The sequence below is a fragment of the Streptomyces sp. NPDC037126 genome (assembly GCF_055605965.1).
In genome coordinates this window covers 1-20,255 of sequence record NZ_JBVJTD010000018.1, presented here as the reverse complement: position 1 = coordinate 20,255, position 20,255 = coordinate 1, and the positions used below count along the sequence as shown (strand labels likewise).

The window sequence follows — 20,255 nt, the reverse complement described above, 5'->3', positions numbered from 1 at the left end:
CTCCGACCGGTGCACTGTCGGAACCCGGCCACGGAAGACGCCCGGACCGTCCCCCCCCGCCCGCCCTCCCACCGCACGGATACGCAGGTGAAACGCACTCCGAAACCTTGGTATTGTTGTCCATGTCGCCGCGGGGAAGGCCCCGCGCAAGGCGGCAGACACCTGGTCCGGGTGGCGGAATGGCAGACGCGCTAGCTTGAGGTGCTAGTGCCCTTTATCGGGCGTGGGGGTTCAAGTCCCCCCTCGGACACAACGATTGACGATACGGTGACGAGGGCCTCGACCTTACGGTCGCGGTCCTCGTTGCGTGTTCGTAGCTGATGGTGATGCCCAGGGCTTCGTAGAGCGGGCCTTTTTTGTCTGCGGCAGCAGTCTGGATGCGCTGTGCAATCTCTCCAACACTCTCAGTGATTTGCGCGTCGAGCGGGGTTTGCTTCTTCCGGGGGACGGCGGTGTGCGTGTCGAGCTTCTTCTGTGCCGCGTCCTTGTCCCGCTGGGCTTCGTTGATCCACTGGGTGACGACGCTGGGGTCGGCTCCTGCGTCGAGGGCTGCCTGGTAGCGGGCGAGCCGCCGCTCGCACTCCTTGATCACCTGGCGTGCTTGAGCCTGCACGGGGGTCTGGGGCTCTGCGGCGCTCGCTGAGGCGCTCGCGTGGGTGAGGGCTTCGATGGTGGCGGCGAGCCGGTCCGGGGCGAAGGCCCGGGCGATCCACCGGTCCAGGGCCTGGCACACGATATCTTCCCGCAGGTAGACGGTGCGCGGGTGCGTCAGGTCGGGGTAGAGGGCGGCTTCTTCCTCTTTGAACTCGCAGCGGTAGTAGACGTGGCTGCGGATGGTGGCGGGCTGCATTTTGCGCCCGCATAGGCTGCACCGGACTCGGCCGCGCAGGGCGTGGGGGCGCGCGCCCTGCTTGCCGGCGCGTTCCTGCCGTCCCTGGTTGCGGGCGCGCTGTGTGCGCACGATGCGGGCGGCATCGAAGAGATCGGGGCTGATGATCGCTTCGTGGGCGGGCTCAATGGAGTGGATCCACTCATCAGGCGGGTTGTGGGTCATGTGGGTGCGGTGGCCGAGGGTGACGTCGTCGACGTCGAGGAGGCGTTCTTCCTTGCGCTGCTTGTTCCAGACCTCGTGACCGCTGTAGCGGGGGTTGTGGAGGATGTCGCGCACGGCACCCTGCTGCCATGCGGTCTTCTTGCGGTGCGGATTGCGGGTGGCGTCGTGGGCGGAGGGGCAGGGGACGCCTTCCCGGGTGAGCTGGGTGGCGATGGCCTTGTCGCTCATGCCGTCGAGGTAGATGATGAAGATCCGCTGCACGATCGGTGCGGCGACGGGATCGGGCTCGAGTTTGTGGATGAGCTGCCCGGCCGCGGCCTTCGAGGGGTTGGGATGGGGCCCGGCGTCGGCGATCCGGTAGCCGTAGGGCGGCCGCCCGCCGAGATAGCGGCCCTGAAGCTGGGCCTGGGAGCCCATGGCGGTGCGCACTCGGATCTTGATGCGGTTGCGTTCACCCTTGCTCATGCCGCCGAAGACGGACATGACGAGGTCGTGGGCTTCGTTGTCCGGGTCGATGGGTCCGCCGACCTCCGGGACCCACAGGGGGATGCGGAAGTGGACGAAGACGGGGAAGGTGTTGCCGAACTGGTTGCCGTAGAAGGTGCGCTGCGGCTCTCCGATCACGACGGCGTCGAAGCCGCGGTTGGGGTTACGGAGGGCTTGGAGGAGTTCGTTGGCGCGGGGGCGACGCTGCCACGGCAGGGAGCGGCTGTGACCGACGTCGAAGTACTCGGTGACGATCTGGCCGCCGACGGGCTCGATCAGGGCGCGGGCGCGGGTGAGCTGCCAGTTCCTGGAGACCTCCGGGTCTTGAAGGTCCTCGGTGGAGCAGCGTCCGGCGAAGGCGAAACGGATCACGTAGGGCGGGCCTCCCAGGGCGTGCGCGGTGTGGAGCGCTGTGCGGATGTCATGTGGCGGTCTGTCGTACCTCGGAAGGGTGAGAAGAGCCAGCAGCCGCCCCTTCCTCCTGGCTGTCTCCGCCACAGAAACGGCGCCGGCTGTAATCGGTGAGCAGAGCGCGAAGGAGGTGCAAGAGAGCGGCTGCGACGGATTCAGTCACCTTGGGTGGTTCCTCGGGGAGGTCCACATGGATCTGCCGCGGGTCATCCGGGGCCGAGCGCTCCTTGGACGGAGGCTGGGGACGTGTGCAGTTGGGCAACGCAGCCGGAGAACTTGTTTGTCCTGGCATGTCCCCTATAGGGATGTCGCAGGGCAGATTTGTCATCCTGCGTCGGGTGGTGAGCTGTCGGAGGCAGGCCCGGCGAAGAAACCTGCGTCAACCGCGAAGGGCGGATGAAGGTAGGAGCGTTGGATGCAGGGGTGACACCGCTGACTCCGGCCAGCGCAGAGTTGCTCACGTTGATTCCCCACTCGGCCGGTGGTCTACGTCCCCGATATCGCTCGAGTGGACGAGATGTCGCTCCGGTCGGCCTCGCACTCAGGTGAGGCCGACCGGCGAACAACGCTTCACGAGCAGTTCCACTCCTCGCTGGGCAGTGCGTGCCACAGGTCGAGCCAGTCGTGGAGCAGGAAGAGGGGGCGGGTCAGGACGATGTCGCCGGCCCGCTGGGAGCGGATCGCCAGGCCGAGGTCGGCGAAGACCGGATCGCCAGCGACGCTGTACGCCAGGCTGCCAGGCCGTGTTGTGCGGTGGACGAGCCAGTCCTCCACGTGGGAAGGCGCGCAGCCGGTCAGCGGGGCTGCGTTCAGTCTCACCTGGGGGCCGGTGAGGGCGTCTGCGGCGACGCACCCCAGGCGGCCGTCGTGAAAGAGGGCCCTGATCCCGCTCTCAGTGAAGTCGGCGTAGTTGAGCTGCTGGTCTTCGCCGTGGTGGGAGTAGGACGAGACGGCCGGTCCTTCGCCGAGGACGCGGGTGATCTCCTCCAAGGTCATCCCGAAGTGCAGGGGGCCGACTCCTACGTACGGCGTGAACGTCCACTCGGCGCGCTCCTCCTCCCGGGCGATCCGCCACGGGCCGCGGTACCCCGCCTCGCTTCCAGGGGCGGCCACGGGCGGCTCGGGTGCTGGCTCGTGCAGGGCAGCCGGCATGGGAGCGGTCCGGTCCTCACGCCGGCGGCCGAGTCGCTCCGGAGCAGCGGTGTCCTCGGGTTGCTCTTCCAGCCAGCGGATCGCCTGCTCCTGCTCCTGGCCGCCGAACGGGTCCTCCGCCAACTCGCCTGCCCGGTCCAGGGCCGCGCGGCGCTCCTCCTCCGCGGTGACGAGACCGGTGACGTCCTCACCCCAGGCGGCGAGCCGTTCCCGGGCGATCCACCGGTAGTACGAGTCCGCGCTCACGGCCAGGACCTCGCGAACGGCGGGCGCGTACCGGGGTACGGATGAGGCGAGGGCGGGGTCGGCCAGGAGCAGGGCGGTGGCCGCGAGCGCGGCCTCCTTCACCAGTGGATCGTCGGCGTCGCAGAAGTCCGCGATGCGGTCGTGGAGTGTTGGCCTTGCCGTTCGGGCGGCGGCTAGATTCTGCGCCGTGCCGACGCCGCCCTCGACGTCCAGGCGGGCGATGTCGGCGAACGAAGCCAGCCAGTTCAGCAGTTCGGCGCGAAGCGACCGCCGACCGGCCCTGCGCTCCCACCGGTCTTCGGCGAGGGTGCGCGGATCGTCGAGAAGACCGGCCAGGACCAAGGCTGCCGGAGCGGTCGCTGGAAACACCTGCTCCTGATTGAGGAGCAGCCGATACAGATCGCCTACCGCCCGTACCCGGCGGGCCGGGTCGGCGGCGAGCACAGCGCCGAGGATGTCCGGTGTGTCAGGCACACCGTGCCGGCCCGTACAGACATGCGGCAGCTCTTCCCAGGCGGTGCCGGCGAGCTCTGCCTGTGCTCTGGGTGGCAGGGAGCTGGCGGGAGCACCAGAAAGGTCTGGGGTCATCTCGTTGATCACGACCGCAGTGTTCCAGCCGACTCCGACATCAGCGCCGCCGATACGTGCCACAGACCGCAGGCGGCTCACGCTTGAGCAACACTCTGATGCCCTCTCTGCTCGTGGCAGCGAGGGCATCAGGGCGTCAGGCGGCGCGGGCTGTGGGTAACTGCGAGACCCACGTTGTGAGCCCGGTCAGGTGCTCGGGCTGCAGCCCGTGGTGTGGGTCGGGCTGAATGAGGAGGGTCGACGTTCCCTTCGCAGTGCGCTCCGCCGCCCATTCATGGTCGAGGCCGGTGAAGTCGTCGTCGATCCAGATGGCGGGGGCGTCGCCCAGCCAGGCGTCGACGTGGTCACGCTTCCACAGGTAGCCGTTGGGGTGGCTGGTGGTGATCTGCGGACGCGGGTGATCGACGTACGACAGGGTCGGAAGGCCGAGGAGCGGGCCGATGAGGGCGGTGGCGTCCTGGCGCCAGCTGGTGCACCAGACCGGGGTGATCAGGCCGGTGCGGATCACGTCCATGAGCATGGGGCCATGGGCAGGGTCGAGCCAGACGGTGACCGGGTTGTCGGTGCTCCGGCCGGTGGGGACGACGTCGTGGCGGGCGTGGGTGGCTGGGGTCGAGCCGTCCGCGTTGGGGAAGGGTATGAGGACGCCGTCGATGTCGAGGAGCAGGTAAGGCGGGCGCATCGGTTCCTCCGGGGGAAGCCGGGGCGAATGGCTGGTCAGAGCTTGCGGGCGCGGATCAGCAGGGTGGTGGGCCAGTGGCCCATGCGGGGGTCGTTGAACTCCTGGGCCGAAGTGAGCCAGAAGCCCGCCCGGCTGAGGTGCCTCTCCCAACGGTCGGTATCGAACTCCCATCGGGCGATGGGGAGCCGAGTGCGGTCGGGCAGGGTGACGAAGTCGCGGCGGGGCCGGTCGTCGCCGGAGGGGCTTCGACCGCCGCGCTGCGGGTGGGGGACAGAGAAGGCCAGCACTCGCCCGGGCGTGAGGCGTTGGGCGACGGCCGGGAGCAGGAGCTCGGGGGCGACGAGACCGATGGCTCCGAAGACGGAGTAGATCGCGTCGAACTGCTCGTCAGAGGCGTGCAGGCAGTGCAGGGCGTGGCCAGCAACGAAGGTGAGGTTGTTCAGCCGCCCGTAGTGGGAGCGGGCGCGGCGGACCTGGAGGCCGACCAGGTCGACGCCGGTGACGTGGGCCCCGTGGCGGGTGGCGAGGTGGGCGGCGTTGTGGCCGGGGCCGCAGCCGAGTTCCAGGAGTCGCTTGCCGCGCAGGTCGGGGCCGAGGGCATCGGCTCCGGGTCCTTGGCCAGGTCCCGTGGTCCATTCCATCCGGGCAGGTACGGCCAGGGGTTCGGCGAGTCCGGCGGCGGTGCGTTGGAGGGCGTGGGCGTGCCAGGGGGATGCCTGGGCGAGCACGTCAGATCTCCAGGAGGTGGAGGACGCCGGTGAGGTGGCGGCGGACGGCCTTGATGTAGGCGGGGTCGGTGGCCGGGTCGTTGATCCAGCGGATGGACTGCTCCATGAACCACTCGACGGCCCACATGCGGTGCCAGCCCAGGGCCCAGTTCTCGGCGGTGAGCCCGCCGCGCGGGGCGAGGGCGTCGGGGGTGCCGCCGGCGGTGACGTACTGCTCCAGGAAGACGCGCAGGCGCAAGGGGTGCGGCGGATCGATGGTGCCGTGCCAGCTGGCGAGGTCGAGCAGGCCGGGGCCGGTGAAGGCGCGGGCGAAGTCGAGCAGCCGCCAGCCGTGCTCTCCGATGTGAAGGCTGGTGGGGTGGAACTCGGAGTGCACCCAGCCGAACGGTTCCAGCGTCGCTCCGGCCGAGCGGGCTTCGGCGGCCTGGGAGATACGGTCGAGCGCGTCCTCGACGTCGTCGGCGTCCTGCCACCGGTCAGCCTTGCGCAGCCGTTCGAGGTGCTCCAGCGCCCGGGCGGGGAGTGTCCGCAGTCGGTCCTGGTCGAGGACGGGCAAGGGCGGAGCCGTACGGGTGCCGTGCAGGACCACGGCCGCAGCGACGCCGTCGAGGTCGTCGGCCTCGCGGACGGACGGTTTGAGGTCCTCCATGAGCATGCCGAGCCAGCCGTCCAGGACGGCGGAGGCGTGGACCTGGGGGACGGGGACGCCGAGGGTGTGGGCCAGGCGGAGGGCCTGGTCCTCGCTGGCGAAGGGCTTCTTGGCGTACTTGAAGACGGCCGTGGTGCCGTCAGGGAAGGTGACGCGCTCGACGCCGGACATGGACCACACGCGTACCTCCTCCCGTACGGCGGTGGTCTGGTCGGTCGCGGTGAGCAGGTTGTCGAGGAGTTCGGCACTGGGATTCGTGGTCACTTGAGGGCTCCGGGGAGGGGTGGTGGCGTCCGGGGCGGGCGAGGGATACCGGCCCGCCCCGGAGCCTGATCGGGTGGGGTTACGCGGCGGGGTTCACGCGGTGGGCGTAGACCTGCTCGATCCAGCCCGCCTTGAACGCGGCGAGGTCGTCGCGGAAGTTGGCCATCGAGGCACCGTAGGGCGCGACCACGCCGCCGGACTGGTCCGGCACGGACTGGCAGCCGTGCACGAGTCGGCCGCCGAGGGCGGCGTGGGCCTTGATGGACTCGATCCGGCGGTGCTCGTTGAACCAGCCGCCGTGGTAGACCTCGTCGAGCATCCCGCCCGTCTCGTCGTCCAGGTCGAAGACGACGGAGGTGGCGGCGGGGAAGAACCAGCACGGGCCGACGTTGGAGATGTGTCCGTCCAGCTCGACCTTGTTGAGCGCCATGAGCGTGGCGGCCTCGCGGAGCATCCGCAGGTGGTCGGCGGTGATCTGCGGCAGGCCGAGGCCGGTCAGGTGCTCGTCGCGGAAGAGGTAGGCGTACACCCCGTACGCGGTGGCCACGACGCGGGCGGCGTCGGAGGTGGACTCGCTGTGCTGCTTGATGAAGTCGAGAGCGAGCTGCTCGACCGTGCTCTCGGTCGTCTCGTCCACCCCCAGGAGCTGGGACTTGACCAGCTCCCAGTCGGCGACGAGCCAAGTGTTCGACTCGAAGCGGAAGAAGTACTCGGCCGGGTCGATCGTGATGCGCCGGCCGTCGACCTGGATGCCGGGCAGGCGGCTCCAGCGCGAGTCGAACGCCTCGGGCAGCTCGACCGTGATGGCCGTGGTGTCGATGGTGGTCACCGTGTCTCCGTCTCTGATTGGCCGGGTTCGGGCACTGGAATGCCCGAACCCGGTGTGGGCGTACGGAACTTCGGGGTGCCGCCCGGACCAAGGGGGAGCCTGGATCACGGTCACGCCGTTCCGTGCGGCTGCTGACAAGTGAACCGGTGGTTACGCTCAGTGGGTACGGTGGAAGGCAGTTGAAGCGGTATACGCGGTTTACAGCTCCAGGACGGAGGCGATCGTGGCGGCGGAGAGTGAACCCAACTCCCGTCTGCGCGACGCCATCGACGCGGTCGGCTGCACCTACGAGGCCCTCGCCCGAGACGTGCGGCGGATCGCCGCCGAGAACGGCGAGATCCTCCAGACCAACAAGTCGGCCATCTCGCACTGGGTGAACGGCACCCGCACCCCTTCGGGCCGGGTAGGTCCGTACCTGGCCGAAGCGCTGTCCCGCCGAGCGGGACGCACGGTCACCCAGACCGAAATCGGCCTCCAGGCCGGTGATACCGAAGAGTCGGCGGAATCCGACCCCGTCCTCGCCGTCACCGACCTGGGCCGCGCCGACGTCGAGCGCCGCCGCTTCCTCGCACTCGCGGCCTTCACCACCGCCGGCGTCGCCATGCCGCTCGTCTATGACCACGAAGCTACCGCCCGCATGCTCCGCGCCCGCACCGGCACGTCCATGGTTGGCGCGGAGGACGTGGACGTCGTACGCCAGATCACCGCGGCCTTCAGCGCCGCCGACGAGCGCCTCGGCGGCGGGCACGCCTGACCACCGTCACCGCGTACCTCGCCGACACAGCCGCTCCCATGCTGCGCGGACGCTTCCCCAGCGAAGCCTTACGCCGGGCCGCCTTCGGCGCCGTCGCCGAACTCGCCTACCTCGCAGGGTGGAAGCACCACGACCTCGGCCAGGAAGGCGCCGCCCAGCGCTACTACCAGGTCGGCTACAAGCTCGCCTGCGAAGCCGACCCCCACGGCCATGCCGCCTGGATGATGCGCGCCCTCGCCCACCAGGCCCTGAGTCTCAAGCAGCCTCACCACTGCGTCGACCTCGTCGAAGGCGCCCTACGCGCAGGTCTCGGCCACGTCGACGGTCAGACCGAGGCGCTCCTCCACATCACCCACGCCCGCGCCTACGCCGCCACCGACGAGAACCCGTCGGCCGCACGGGCCCTCCTCGCTGCCGAGGACGCCCTCCTACGAGACGATGGCCCCCAGCCCAGCTACTCCCGCGTGAGCGGTCCCGCCGCCGGCACCGTTGCCAGCCACACCGCCCGCACCCTGACAGACCTCGCCGACCACATCGGTACCGAACAGCAGCACCGAGACGCCCTTACCCGCTAGGACCCCGAGAAGTACAAGCGGGTCCACGCCCTCACCCACGCCGACCTCGGCGACAGCCTCGCCGCCCAAGCCCGCGCTGACGAGGCCGTCGCAGCCTGGGCTCAGGCCCTGGTCCTCATGGAGGGCATGACCTCCGACCGGACCCGGAAGGCGATCACGTCGATCCGCTCCACTCTCGCGGTCTACCAGCGCCGCCGCGTTCCCGGCGCCGCAGATCTCGCCCGCCGCGCCCGCGAGGCCCTCGCCTAGCATGCCCAACAACCCGCCCGACGAAGGGAACACCGTGACCCAGCAGACCGACGACCAGCCCAAGGCCCTCAAGCCGGCGCTCGAATCGATGACCCTGCTGGTCGCTGCCGTCATCGTCCACGACAAGGCCACCAACCGCGTCGTCCTCCTCCAGCGCAGCGAGAATGCCAAGTTCGCCCAGGGCATGTGGGACCTCCCCGTCGGCAAGAGCGAGCCCGGCGAGCCCATCACCGAAACCGCGGTCCGCGAGCTCTACGAGGAGACCGGCCTCACAGTGAAGCCCGAGTCCCTCAAGGTCGCCCACATCATCCATGGCGCCTGGGGCGTCGAAGCCCCCAACGGCTTCCTCACGGTCGTCTTTGCCGCACACGAATGGACCGGCGAACCCGAAAACCGCGAACCCCGCAAGCACTCCCAGGTCCTCTGGGTCGACACCAACGCCATCCCCGAAGCCTTCGTCGACACCACAGCCAGCGCGCTCCATCACTACTTGAACAACGGATCGGAGGTCTCCCTGGACGGCTGGCAGGCATCGTGAGATCACGATGCCTGCCAGCCGTCCAGGCGTTGCACTTCTTGCCTTCGCTGGCTGCGACCGACGGTGCGCAGGCTCGGCCGAGACGACGCTCCCGAGCAGCTGGGTGGCCAAGACGTCTGAAGCCCCCCAGCTTTAGACGTCATTTCAGTTGGCGTGATCTTGCGGCAGTCTGGGGTGATGACTGCTGCGCTTGTTGAGCGGATGGCACCGGAAGACCTGTGGACGTTGTTCCAGCGGGTGGTGCCGCCGGCGCCGGTCCGCCCTCAGGGCGGAGGGCACCGGCGGCGAGGGGACCGCGAGGTGCTGGCTGCCATCACCTTCGTGGCCACTTCAGGCTGCACCTGGAACCAACTGCCGCCTGGTTTCGGGCTGTCGGGCGTGACGGCCTTCCGCCGGTTCACCGAGTGGACCGAGGCCAGGGTGTGGGCCAAGCTTCACCGCCTGGTCCTGGATGAACTCGGTGCCCAAGGTGAGCTGGACTGGTCGCGGTGCGCGATCGACTCGGTCAGCGTCCGGGCCCTCAAAGGGGGCAGCTGACGGGACCGAATCCGACCGACCGTGGCAAGAAGGGATCGAAAATCCACCTCATCGTCGACCGCCAGGGCCTGCCTCTGTCGATCGGCATCTCCGCCGCCAACCTCCACGACAGCCAGGCACTCATCCCGCTGGTCCGCGGCATCCCACCCATCCGCTCACGTCGCGGCCCGCGACGCCGGCGGCCCGCTAAGCTGCACGGTGACAAGGGACGGCGATGGCTCGCTTCCCGCGGCATCCGGCACCGCCTTGCCCGCAAGGGCATCGAGTCGTCCCGGCGGCTGGGCCGGCACCGTTGGGTGGTGGAGCGGACCATATCCTGGCTGTCCGGCTGCCGCCGCCTGCACCGCCGCTACGAGCGCAAGCCGGAAAACTTTCTTGCCTTCACAGCCATCGCCGCGACCCTCATATGTCACCGCCGACTGACCAAGTGAAATGACGTCTAAGCGCGCGCAGTGGGAGCGGGTGTGGGAGCTTCAGCGCCGCGAGGACGAGACGGGCGAGGCCGTGCCCCGCCACGTGGTGTAGCGGATCAAGCGCTCCGCATTCCGGTTCGAGGCCCGTGGCGATCTCCGTCAAGGCGGCCGTCCGCGACGCGCCCCGCGGGAGCAGGGCGAACGCCCGAACCCGCGTAGCCACCGTCTCCGACCTGCGGATTCCGGCGCCTTGATCCCCTACACCACTTGGCGGGACGCCACCACGGGCGAGGCGTTGGGGATCCCCGTTCCGCCCAAGTACGTGAGCCGTTCCGCCCAAGTACGTGAGCGCCGATTTCCAGCGCGCGTCCTACTGGTCGATCCGAGGCAGGCTGGACATTTTCCGGGAACGCTTCATCTCCTACGCTGACGTTGTTGACGAAGGGGGCGGCGGCCTGCTGCTCGGTTGGTCCGGCTGGAGCGAAACCGATCGTGTTTGCGTTCTGCTGGATCTGGTCGGTGCCGTTGGTCGGCAACCAAATCCGAGTGTGTACCGGATTACCTCTCTCCTGGCCGGAGTACAGGAACTGCTCCGTTCCATGCGCCGATGGGAGGTTCAGGAGTATTCAATGGGCAGGCTAGGGCAATTCGAGGTGTTCCAGCGTCACTTCGAAGACCTGCTCAGTGTGTATGGACTAACCACACACGACTTGACTTCCTGGCGGCCGCGTCGCTGCGCGCCCAAGCACCCCTGATGCCCTGTGCGCGCCTGGCCGGATCAGCATCCTCACCTTCCATGACGGCATAAGGTCGCGCCGTGTGGCCATGCCTTGTACTGGCCGACGGGAACGGGGGACCACGGGATGACGGGGGCCGAACGGCACCATCCGGTTGCCGAGTTGATGCGTGCGGTTCGGCTGGAAGTCGCGGCGGAGCTGCGCAGCGACGGTGGCAACGGCCCGAAGGCGTCCCTGCGCGAGGGGCGCAGGACATCTGGGGCGGGTGAGGGTTACGAATACGAATTCGAGTGCAAGCGCTGGCCCGACGCCTTGAACGGAAAGCCCCTGCTGATCCGTGCCTCTCGGTCGCGAGGCAGCTGGGCGCCGGCCGAAGCCGCACCGCTTTCGGAGCAGAAGATCCGAGTCGTCACTGAGGCAGATCTGGGTCCGAATCCGGCTCAGGTACAGCTCAGAGTCGATGACTCTGCTACGTGGCGGGTCCTGGAGGAACGGCTGGCCACGGTCGGCGAGGAGGGTCACCCGGTGCGACCGGAGAGCGCCGGCTGGATGATCGGACTGGGCAGTCCGAAGGTCGCGCATGATGCCGATCCCGGTCGCTGGGTGGCCAACTGGTCCTCGCTCAAGCTCAATTCGCGTCAACGTCAGGCCGTGGAGCAGGCCCTCGCCAGCGAGATCACCTTTCTGTGGGGGCCGCCTGGAACCGGCAAGACGGATGTGATCGCCCACATTGTCGAAGGCAGCTGCAGGCAGGGACTCAACGTCCTCTTCCTGGCCCCGACGAAGGTCGCGGTCGACCAGGCGCTTGAGCGGATCTGTGACCTGTTGGCCGGGGAGAACGGTTTTGGCGCCGGTCTGGTGCAACGAGCCGGAGATATCGACGTCGAGTCGCTGCGGGACCGATACGGCGAGTACGTAGAACCGGAGCGCATAGCCGCCCGCCTTTCCGAGCAGTTGCAGAGCCAGCTGACGGAATGGAACGCCACGCTGACTGCCGTCCGTGCAGGTATCGCGCTCTACGACCGGATACGGGGTCTGGAGGAGGGTCTCGCCACCGCCCGTACGGCTTATGAGAGGGCAGGCAAAGCTGCCCAGAGCGCTCGTCAGGCATTCGATCAAGCGCAGATCGCGGCTGGGCAACTCGCACTTCGCATCAAGGACATGGGTCAACCGACAGGCTGGCGTGCCGAGCGGAAGCAGGCCAAGCTCGATGCCGCCCTCTCGGACTTCCAGGCGGCCGGACAGCAGGTTTCCGAGGCGAAGCGCGCTGGGAGCGCGGCAGAGGCCGCACAGCGCAAGGCTCTCGCCGACATCACCCGCATCAGGGCGGACATCACACAGCTCACCCCTGGACTCACCGGATTGCCACCCCGCCCGGACCTGGTGAAGCAGGCCGACGCCGTGTAGCAGAGCATCGACGCGGCCGAGGCGGAGCTGCGCCGCATCACGGACACCGTTCGCAGGAACTGCCGGGTTCTGGGAACCACCGTAGCCAAGGCAGTCCAGTCCCGTCCCCTACTTCAGCGCACTGATGTCGTAGTGATCGACGAAGCGGGCATGGTCGATCTGCCGTCCGCCTGGTACGTGGGCGGGCTGGCCGGCAAACGTGTCGTCGTTGCCGGGGACTTCCGGCAACTGCCAGCAATCACCAAGGCGGTCGAGGACCGAGCCGCGACTCCGGACGACAGGGCCCACGCCCGCCGCTGGTCGGCCACGGACGCCTTCCGCGCCGCCGGGTTGGTCAGCCCCGCGGGGACCGTCCTCCAGCAGCCTCGGCTCGTCGCACTCAACACCCAGTACCGCATGAGGCCGTCGATCTGTGCCCTCGTGAACGCGGTGGCCTATCCCGACGCCCCGCTGACCACCGGCCGGGACGACACCAGCCGCATCCCGTTCAACACCCTCGTCGATGCGCCGATCATGATGATCGATACCTCACGACACCGAGTTCCCGGCCCCAGCCACCTCAGCAATCCCGTGCACACCGCAGTCGTGCACGAACTCGTACGAGGACTCCAGTACGACGGCGTGCTGCCCGGCAGGAAATGGCAGAACGTCCCACCGGGTGAACGGGCGACGGACCGTCTCGCGGTGATCACCCCCTACAAAGACCAGGTCAAGGCCCTCGGGCAGACCCTCACCGAACGCTTCGGAGCCGAGCACGAGGGCCTGGTCGCTACTGTGCACCGCTTCCAAGGCAGCCAGCGACCAGTGGTGGTGCTGGACACCGCGGCCGGTTCCGGGGACCGCCTCGGACGGTTCTACGAGGAGACGGGACTCGACTCGCAGACGTGCCGACTCCTGAACGTTGCTCTGAGCCGCGCGCAAGACCACCTGGTCGTGATTGCCGACGTGGAGTTTCTGCGCTTGAAGCTACCTGCGCGCAGCGAGGCGCGGGTGATGCTCGACCACTTGGAGGCGCACGCCCAGACCCTCTCCGTGGATCAGTTGATCCCGATCAGAAGCGCGGCAGACCTCGCCAAACTGCCCCAGGAAGAGCTGACTCGTCCGGCCTTCTTCCCCGCCGACCAGGTGGACCGCGCCGTGCGCTGGGACATCGAGCGAGCCGCAACCCGCATCGACATATACACCTTTCTGCTGTCGCCTACTCGGGTACGCCAGTGGGCGAAGCCCTTCGCTGAGCGAGCCGCAGCGGGCGTCGAGATCGTGATCCACACCCGCTCCCCACAGGAGCAGCGAGACCCGTCGGGGGCAGAACGGCACCAGGGCCTTGTCGACCAGCTCAAGTCCTATGAATGCACGGTCACTTATCGTGAGCGCATGCATGAGAAGGTCTTCATGGTGGACGACACCGTGCTCTGGCACGGCTCTCTCAACTTGCTGGCGGCCATGGGCCCTACCGACCTGATGATGAGACTTGAAGATCCTGAGTCGTGCGCTCAGGCGCGGAAGGTGATGGAACAGGCGCGTATGGAGAGGCCGGTCTACCAGCCACGGAACGCATCGCGGCGCACGAGGGAAGAGGGCCCCGGCGGCGGCAAGAATCCTGGCAAGGAAGAGGGAGTGGAGGTTGGAGCTGTGGTCTGGGGCCGTCTCTATCTGAATGTCCCCTACCGGTACAAGGACGAGGCCAAGTCGCAGCTCAATGCCAGTTGGGATGAAGACAACAAGCTCTGGTACGTAGACGCGGGCAGAACCTCCCGGGACAAGCTTCAGCGATGGCTGCGTCCCAAGCATTGATTGTTAGCCGAGTGCCTGGAGATCTTCCAGTCGGTATCGGCCGACTGGAGTCTGGAGCGGGCGGTGGTGGCGTATACCCATCGGCGGGTCGTCTTCCCGTCCACGGCCCGCGCCGACATCGAGGACGCCGCCGCCGGGCTGTTCCGCACAGGGCTGCTCCGCCCGGCACCCGGTCTTTGATAAACGATCTTCTGTAGATCACCGGACGGGGGTCCGCACGTCCCCGCAGGACGTTCAAAAATCCCTTCAGAAACCCGGGTCATTCAAGACGTCCGGCAAGACCGACCTGCGCCCGGAACTGAAGGCGTGCCATCTTTTCGTAAGTTCGGTGGGGGTGGTGGGTGGATGGTGAGGCCGGTATGGGTGAGGAAGGACCATGGCAGTTGTGGGTCGGTGTTGATGCGGTGGATGCCCTGTCCGGTGGCGTCGGCGACATCGGCGAGGTGGTCGCCGACGAGGTTGGCGAGTTCACGCTTCTTGAGCGAGGACCACAGCAGTTCCACCGGGTTCAACTCGGGAGCGTAGGCGGGTAATCGCCTCAGAGTGAGCCAGTCCTGTTCGACGGCCCAGGCCCGCATCGCCCGGCTCCAGTGGGCGGACAGGCCGTCCCGGACCAAGACCACTCGCTCGCCGCGGTAGAACACCTTCATCTGCTCCAGGACCTCGATGAGTCCGGCGGTGTCGTAGCTGCCGGGCTTGAGGCGGAAGCACAGGCGGGCCCCTCGATCGGGGTCGGTGGCGTGGTAGCCCAAGGCCCCGGCCAACGATGTGCGCTTCCAGTTCAGGCGGTGCCGCAGGAGCGGAGTCCGCCCTCGAGGCGAGTAGGTGCGGCGGATCTGAGGGAGTAGAAAGACGCCTGATTCGTCGAGGAAGACGATCCAGGCACGTGTGTTCACGGCCCCTTTTTGATGCGCGGCCACTCGTGCGCGATCCAGCGGGCGATCTCCGACTTGTCCTGCTCGACCGTCCGCCGTTCGGGCCGTTGCAGGCTCCGTCCGAGCCGGCCGGTCAGCAGCCGCCACACCGACGCCCTTGACAGCACGACCCCCGTTGCCCGGGTGACGACCGTGGCGACTCGTTCCAGAGTCCACAGGTCGGCCTCGAAGCCATGAGCCTGGGCACCTTGCTCCAACGCGGCCCGGACCCTCTCGACCTGGGTGTCGTCCAGCTTGGGCGGGCGTCCGGTGGTTGCCCGTCGCCGCAAGGCCGAAGCACCGTCTTGCTCCCACACGCGCCGCCGGCGCCGCACGCTCTCGCTACACACCCCTACGGCCCTCGCGATCCCCGCGTTCGAGACGCCGTCCTCGAACAACTCGACTGCCCGAGCACGCCGTGCCTGGGCCAACTGCGGCCGCGACAAAGGAGGAAGAGAGGAGCCGGCAGCCGAGGGGGAAGGTCGATAGGCCACCCGGACAGCCTTCCACCCACAGGCCCACCACACCCACCGAACTTACGAAAAGATCAGTAGACACGCTGCCATATCGGGCTGCCACCGCCTCGTGTGCGGGCTACCTCGTTCCTTCCGCAGCTCTAATTTACGGTAAGACTTCACTATGTTTATGCAGCCTAAAACTATCGTGATGACTGCAGTGCAGCTCGAGGGCTCGCACGTTGGGCCTTGGTTCATAAAGTGCGATGTTTGCGGGGTTATGTCCGGGTCATACTGTGAATTTGCTGTACGGGTTCCGTGAACTGTGCATGATGATGGTCACGTTGCCCTCGGATCTGACGGCGTTTTAGGGTCTGGATCGACCACTTATTTTTGCTTTACATCTGTGCATGGGGGCTGCAGATGTTATTTCGTCATGCCGTCGCCCGTGCCTGGAAAGGAATTCGGGTGACTCCTCGACTGCGCAGGATTCTTCCCGTCGCGGGGGTAGCTGCCATTCTGGCGCTGGCGGGCACGCCGATGCTCGCTTCTGCCGATCCGCAGCCGACCGGGGGACCTGCGGGGGACACGCCGCCGTCCGCGGTGGAGGACTTCGCGTATCCGAACGCGGAGCATATCCAGCACGATCAGGGCATCAAGCTGATCAAGGGCGACGGGCACATCACCCTCGCCGCGTGCGACGACTCCGGCCAGCAGATCAAGGTCCTGACCGTGAAGGACGAGAACGGCAACAGCCAGGGTGCCTACTGCTTCAAGACGAGTGCCCAGAGCGGCTACCTCGCTCTCGAACTCCCGCGGGTGTTCGCGCTGGAGACCACCGACCACCCCATCAAGGCCGATCTGAGGCCCCAGGCCGACCCGACCGCGCCCGCCAAGACCGTGAGTGTGGGCAAGAACGCCTACCAGAGCGTTGGTGAGGGTGCCGCCGGCGGCGCGCCCACGATGCTGCTGGAACTGCGCGTCACGGGCTGACCAGCGGGACCGTCTGTTCATTCGTTTGTCTTCGCACGACACGCAAGGAAGTTTCATGTCTGGCTTTCGTCCGCGCGCCGCGTGGACCGGCGGCTTGGTTGCCGCCACCTCTTTGGCTGCCGCGGCCTTGACCGCCAATCCTGCCGGTGCGATATCCGGCCCCACCGCGCCTGACGCGGTCTCAGCCGCTACCGCCAGGCTCGATGTCGGCGATCAGCACGGTTGTTCGGCGACGCTGGTGGCGCCGCAGTGGCTGCTCACCGCGGCGAGCTGTTTCACCGGCACTCCCGGCAGCCCCTTGGCCGCGGGCGCACCGAAGCTGAAGACGACGGCCGCGATCGGGGGCAGCGTCCAGCAGGTCGTCAGCCTCGCCCCGCGCAGCGACCGGGACGTGGTGATGGCCGAGTTGGCCCAGCCGGTCAAGGGCGTCACCCCGATCGGGGTGGCCGGCAGCGCACCCGCCACGGGGGATGCGGTGCAGGCCGCGGGCTATGGCCGTACCCACGACGAGTGGGTACCCGACCAGGTGCACGCGGCGGCGTTCACCGTCCAGAACACCGCGCCGACCACGATGGATCTCGCAGCCGCATCCGACGGTGCGGTGGTCTGCAAGGGCGACACCGGAGGTCCGGTCCTCACCACCAGCGGCGGTCACACGGCGCTCGCCGGGGTGAGCAGCCTGTCCTGGCAGGGCGGTTGTCTGGGCACGGATGCGGCCGAGACCCGCACCGGGGCGGTCGCGGCCCGCGTCGACGACCTGGCCGGCTGGGTGCAGCAGGTCGCCTTCAGCACCACCTTCGCGGCCGCGCCATGGAAACATGCGGTGCGGATGACGGCCGGCTACTTCACCGGCGGCTCGGCCGGCGGCACCCGGCACATGGACCTGATCGTGGTCTGGGACGACGGCAAGGTCACCCTCTACCAGGGCGGTAGCGGCAACGACCCCGCCCATCCGTTCACCGCCGAACACCAGCTGCAGCCCGCCAAGAGCATCTGGACCCACGCCTTCAACCTCACCACGGCCAATACCGGCGGCGCCACCGACGGGGTCGTGGTCCGCTGGTCCGACGGCGAGATGACCCTCTACAGCACGGTGGATGCCAAGGGCTTCCACGGAGAGAAGCAACTCGCCCCGCCCCACACCACCGAGTGGGAGAAGGACGCCCAGCAGCTGTCCGCCGGGAACTTCAGTACGAACGGCCGGCGGGATGACCTGCTGGTGGACTGGAAGGACGGCCACGTCTCCGTCTTGAGCGACCTGGAGAGCAACGGGCTGAAGCAGCAGACGCAGATCGTCGCCAAGAACACCACCTGGCCCTACGCCACCCAGCTCACCACCGGCTCCTTCACCGGCAAGTCCACCGACGACCTGGTGGTGCGCTGGATCGACGGCGAGACCACCATCTACCCCGGCCTGACGAGCAAGGCCCTGCCCGGCGAGATCAAGATCCGGCCCGCCAAGTCGGAGTGGAAGGACGCCGCCGTCATCACCGCCGGTACTTTCACCGCCGCCAACAGCGCCGACGACATCATCGTCCGCTGGAGTGACGGCCACGTCAGCCTCTTCAACAGCGTCGACGCCAAGGGCCTGCACACCGAGACCCAACTCGCACCCGCCAGTTGACACCCGGCGCGCGGGGCCGTGTGCCGGCCCATGGACCGCTGCCCCGCCGCCTTGTTTCCGGTGGCCCCACACGCACGTTAATCGAGCCATCTGTGTAATCGCATCGGCGGCGTGATGAGGGCATCCACCGGCGTATCTCCTTCGCGCCATCGGCTGCGAAAAGAAGCCTTAGCCGATTCACCTACGTCAGCCATGCCTGCTGACGAACCGCGACGGCACACAAGACGGAGTAACAGTTGCTGAAGTTGAAACCCGCGGACGCTGCGAGAGCGGCACGGTGTGCGATACGCATGCTGTGTCTGCTTCTGCTGCCCATCGCACTTGCGGCCGGCCTGCTCGCAAGCGCCCCGCAGGCCCTGGCTGACAATCCACCCACCGACGGCGGCAGTGCTGCTACCGATGACGTGACCGATCGTGCTCGGGTGCTGGATCTGTGGTCGACGGGCGGCCCGGAGGTGCGGGCTGCCGCGGAAGTCGCTCTGACAGGCAGTGACGACGACGTACGCCACTTTCTCGAGACGGCGAACGACCTCGGTTTCCAAGATGACCGCGTCGCAGCGGCTCAGCTTGCAAGCGTGGGCGGGCTGAGTCTGCAGGAAGCGACTCGCAAGGCACTGGATGGCACACAGGACGACCTGGAGGACTTCCTGGCCGGTGGCTGGCAGGACCCGTATTTCCAGGATCAGCGGGTCCAGGTCGCGCAGATCATCGATGCGGGCGGTCCGGAGGTTCAGAAGGCGGGTCGGGCCGCGCTGGACGGGACGCCGGATGACATCAAGGCGTTCTTGTCTACCGGCCAGTTCGATCGGCGGGTGCAGGACGAGCGGGTCGAGGTCGCGCAGATCATCAGCGTGGGCGGCTCGAACGTGGAGGCGGCGGGCCGGATCGCATTGAACGGTACGACAGACGACATCCACGAGTTCCTCACGGTCGGCCAGTACGTGGCGCGCGCCCGCGATCAGGAACACGCCACCGTCGCGCAGTTGGCGGCGCAGGCCAAGCAGGCGGGTAGTAAGGCGGCTGCGCAGACCAAGGCGGCGAAGGATGCTTCGGCGCGTGCGGTGACGGCGGCGAAGCTGGCCAAGGAGGCCGCGCAGAAGGCGGCGGCCGAGACGCAGGCGGCGAAGCACGATTCCCTGCATGCCGCGGCGGCGGCCGGGCGGGCGGCGTCCGCGGCGAAGCAGGCGGCGGAGGCCGCGCAGGAGGCGATCGACGCTGCGGCCGCTGCGAACAGCTGTGCGCGGCTGGCGGCGAGCGCGGCGCAGCAGGCTGCTTCGGCGGCGGTGGGTGCCGCGCAGGCGGCCTCCCGGGCGCAGAGCGCGGCTGCTGACGCGGCCAACGATGCGGGCAAGGCCTCTGCGGCGCGCAAGGCGGCCGATGATGCCCGCAGCGCGGCCAAGGGTGCGCGGCTGGCGGCGGACGCGGCCAAGCAGGCGGGTAATGCGGCGGCTGATGCGGGCAACGCGGCGAAGGCCGCAGCCGACGCCGGCAGCAACGCCGACGCCGCCGCCGACGCGGCCGACCAGGCCAACACCTATGCCGACCAGGCCGGTGTCCACTCCAGCGAGGCCGGCGCCGAGGCGGCAGCCGCTCACCGGCACGCGCAGGAGGCCAACCGTGCCGCGAACGCCGCAGCATCGCTGGCCGGAGAGGCTGCCGGCGCTGCCAGTGATGCGGAGGACGCGGCCAACGCGGCGGCCACTCACGCGGACAAGGCCGCCAAGGACGCCGACGACGCGGCCGCCCACGCCGGGCAGGCGGCCACCGCCGCCAAGCAGTCCGCGGCGCACGCCAAGGCTGCGCAGGAGGCGGCGGACGCCGCCACCGATGCGGTGGCCAAGGCGAAGAAGACCCATGACACCGCCGTCAAGATCGAGGCGGAGGAGCTGACCGAGCGGACCAACGCCGGCATCGCACAGGCCAAGGACCTCAAGGCCCAGCAGGACCAGCGGACAGCCGCGGACGCCGCTGCCGCCCAGCAGGTCAAGGACACCGACACCCAGGCCAAGTCCCTTGCGGCACAGGCCGCGCAGCCCGGAGCCGACCTCAAGACCATCGCCGCGGCCGGCCGCAAGGTCGCGCTCGCGACGATGCAGAGCGGTCAGCCGTGGAGCAGGGGCGCCGCCGAGGAAGCCCTCACCGGAACCGACCAGGACGTCGTCGACTACCTCACCAC

The 20,255-nt window shown here is 68.3% G+C and carries 15 protein-coding genes, 1 tRNA gene and 2 pseudogenes; 10 read left to right on the top strand and 8 right to left on the bottom strand.

The genetic code is table 11. From position 1 onward, the window contains the following. Positions 1 to 165: 165 nt before the first annotated feature. A tRNA-Leu gene (locus ACZ7FF_RS31980) sits at positions 166 to 250 on the top strand. On the opposite strand, the gene ACZ7FF_RS31975 is transcribed toward ACZ7FF_RS31980, so the two are convergent. The 6 genes from ACZ7FF_RS31975 to ACZ7FF_RS31950 form a co-directional block, all read right to left on the bottom strand. Next, complete coding sequence (locus ACZ7FF_RS31975; RefSeq protein ID WP_470816581.1) at positions 215 to 1,912, bottom strand: recombinase family protein; 1,698 nt, start codon at positions 1,910 to 1,912, stop codon at positions 215 to 217. The two genes, ACZ7FF_RS31980 and ACZ7FF_RS31975, sit on opposite strands and share 36 nt — an antisense overlap. 609 nt (positions 1,913 to 2,521) lie before the next feature. Next, positions 2,522 to 3,823 carry a hypothetical protein gene (locus ACZ7FF_RS31970; protein ID WP_470816579.1) on the bottom strand — a complete coding sequence of 434 codons (1,302 nt, stop codon included), beginning with the start codon at positions 3,821 to 3,823 and terminating at the stop codon, positions 2,522 to 2,524. Positions 3,824 to 4,073: 250 nt separating this feature from the next. After that, positions 4,074 to 4,619, bottom strand: a complete 546-nt coding sequence (locus ACZ7FF_RS31965; RefSeq protein WP_470816577.1) for an HAD domain-containing protein — start codon at positions 4,617 to 4,619, stop codon at positions 4,074 to 4,076. A gap of 35 nt (positions 4,620 to 4,654) precedes the next feature. Beyond that, positions 4,655 to 5,347: a class I SAM-dependent methyltransferase gene (locus ACZ7FF_RS31960; protein ID WP_470816575.1), complete on the bottom strand. Its 693-nt coding sequence runs from the start codon at positions 5,345 to 5,347 to the stop codon at positions 4,655 to 4,657. Position 5,348: 1 nt separating this feature from the next. Continuing rightward, positions 5,349 to 6,260 (bottom strand): phosphotransferase family protein, encoded by a 912-nt coding sequence (locus ACZ7FF_RS31955; RefSeq protein WP_470816573.1) that lies wholly within the window; start codon positions 6,258 to 6,260, stop codon positions 5,349 to 5,351. 79 nt (positions 6,261 to 6,339) lie between these two features. After that, a complete protein-coding gene (locus ACZ7FF_RS31950; RefSeq protein WP_470816571.1) occupies positions 6,340 to 7,089 on the bottom strand; it encodes a hypothetical protein in 750 nt (249 codons plus the stop codon). A gap of 223 nt (positions 7,090 to 7,312) precedes the next feature. Here ACZ7FF_RS31950 and ACZ7FF_RS31945 point away from each other — a divergent pair. The 6 genes and pseudogenes from ACZ7FF_RS31945 (at position 7,313) to ACZ7FF_RS31920 (ending at position 14,093) form a co-directional block, all read left to right on the top strand. Then, positions 7,313 to 8,667: pseudogene (locus tag ACZ7FF_RS31945) on the top strand (tetratricopeptide repeat protein). A gap of 1 nt (position 8,668) precedes the next feature. Next, entirely contained in the window at positions 8,669 to 9,205 is a 537-nt protein-coding gene (locus ACZ7FF_RS31940; RefSeq protein WP_470816569.1) for an NUDIX domain-containing protein, read from the top strand. Positions 9,206 to 9,382: 177 nt separating this feature from the next. Then, a protein-coding gene (locus tag ACZ7FF_RS31935) for an IS5 family transposase (protein WP_470816568.1) occupies positions 9,383 to 10,173 on the top strand; the annotation gives its coding sequence in 2 pieces (ribosomal slippage) (positions 9,383 to 9,730 and positions 9,733 to 10,173; 789 coding nt in all). Positions 10,174 to 10,496: 323 nt separating this feature from the next. Further along, a pseudogene (locus ACZ7FF_RS31930) lies at positions 10,497 to 10,910 on the top strand (DUF7008 domain-containing protein); the annotation flags it as partial. 108 nt (positions 10,911 to 11,018) lie between these two features. Further along, positions 11,019 to 12,299, top strand: coding sequence for an AAA domain-containing protein (locus ACZ7FF_RS31925; RefSeq protein WP_470816567.1), 1,281 nt, complete (start codon positions 11,019 to 11,021; stop codon positions 12,297 to 12,299). Positions 12,300 to 12,305: 6 nt separating this feature from the next. Further along, positions 12,306 to 14,093 (top strand): AAA domain-containing protein, encoded by a 1,788-nt coding sequence (locus tag ACZ7FF_RS31920; RefSeq protein ID WP_470816849.1) that lies wholly within the window; start codon positions 12,306 to 12,308, stop codon positions 14,091 to 14,093. A 263-nt stretch (positions 14,094 to 14,356) separates the two neighbouring features. Here ACZ7FF_RS31920 and ACZ7FF_RS31915 read toward each other — a convergent pair whose 3' ends face one another. Both ACZ7FF_RS31915 and ACZ7FF_RS31910 read right to left on the bottom strand, forming a co-directional pair. Then, positions 14,357 to 14,989: an IS630 family transposase gene (locus ACZ7FF_RS31915; protein ID WP_470816566.1), complete on the bottom strand. Its 633-nt coding sequence runs from the start codon at positions 14,987 to 14,989 to the stop codon at positions 14,357 to 14,359. Then, complete coding sequence (locus tag ACZ7FF_RS31910; protein WP_470816565.1) at positions 14,986 to 15,501, bottom strand: winged helix-turn-helix domain-containing protein; 516 nt, start codon at positions 15,499 to 15,501, stop codon at positions 14,986 to 14,988. Before ACZ7FF_RS31910 ends, ACZ7FF_RS31915 begins: the two co-directional genes overlap by 4 nt. Before the next feature lie 429 nt (positions 15,502 to 15,930). On the opposite strand from ACZ7FF_RS31910, the gene ACZ7FF_RS31905 reads away from it, so the two are divergent. From ACZ7FF_RS31905 to ACZ7FF_RS31895, 3 genes are all read left to right on the top strand, one after another. After that, positions 15,931 to 16,455: a hypothetical protein gene (locus ACZ7FF_RS31905; protein ID WP_470816563.1), complete on the top strand. Its 525-nt coding sequence runs from the start codon at positions 15,931 to 15,933 to the stop codon at positions 16,453 to 16,455. A 55-nt stretch (positions 16,456 to 16,510) separates the two neighbouring features. After that, on the top strand, positions 16,511 to 18,079 hold the full coding sequence (locus tag ACZ7FF_RS31900; RefSeq protein WP_470816562.1) for a trypsin-like serine protease: 1,569 nt from the start codon (positions 16,511 to 16,513) through the stop codon (positions 18,077 to 18,079). Between the two features lie 290 nt (positions 18,080 to 18,369). Further along, positions 18,370 to 20,255: ALF repeat-containing protein (locus ACZ7FF_RS31895; RefSeq protein WP_470816560.1), on the top strand; the 1,886-nt coding region annotated here is incomplete at its 3' end.

Bases quoted from the DNA above. Each gene is read 5' to 3' on its own strand.
- ACZ7FF_RS31965 (WP_470816577.1), bottom strand. From the start codon at position 4,619: ATGCGCCCGCCTTACCTGCTCCTCGACATCGACGGCGTCCTCATACCC.
- ACZ7FF_RS31925 (WP_470816567.1), top strand. From the start codon at position 11,019: ATGACGGGGGCCGAACGGCACCATCCGGTTGCCGAGTTGATGCGTGCG.
- ACZ7FF_RS31940 (WP_470816569.1), top strand. From the start codon at position 8,669: ATGCCCAACAACCCGCCCGACGAAGGGAACACCGTGACCCAGCAGACC.
- ACZ7FF_RS31900 (WP_470816562.1), top strand. From the start codon at position 16,511: ATGTCTGGCTTTCGTCCGCGCGCCGCGTGGACCGGCGGCTTGGTTGCC.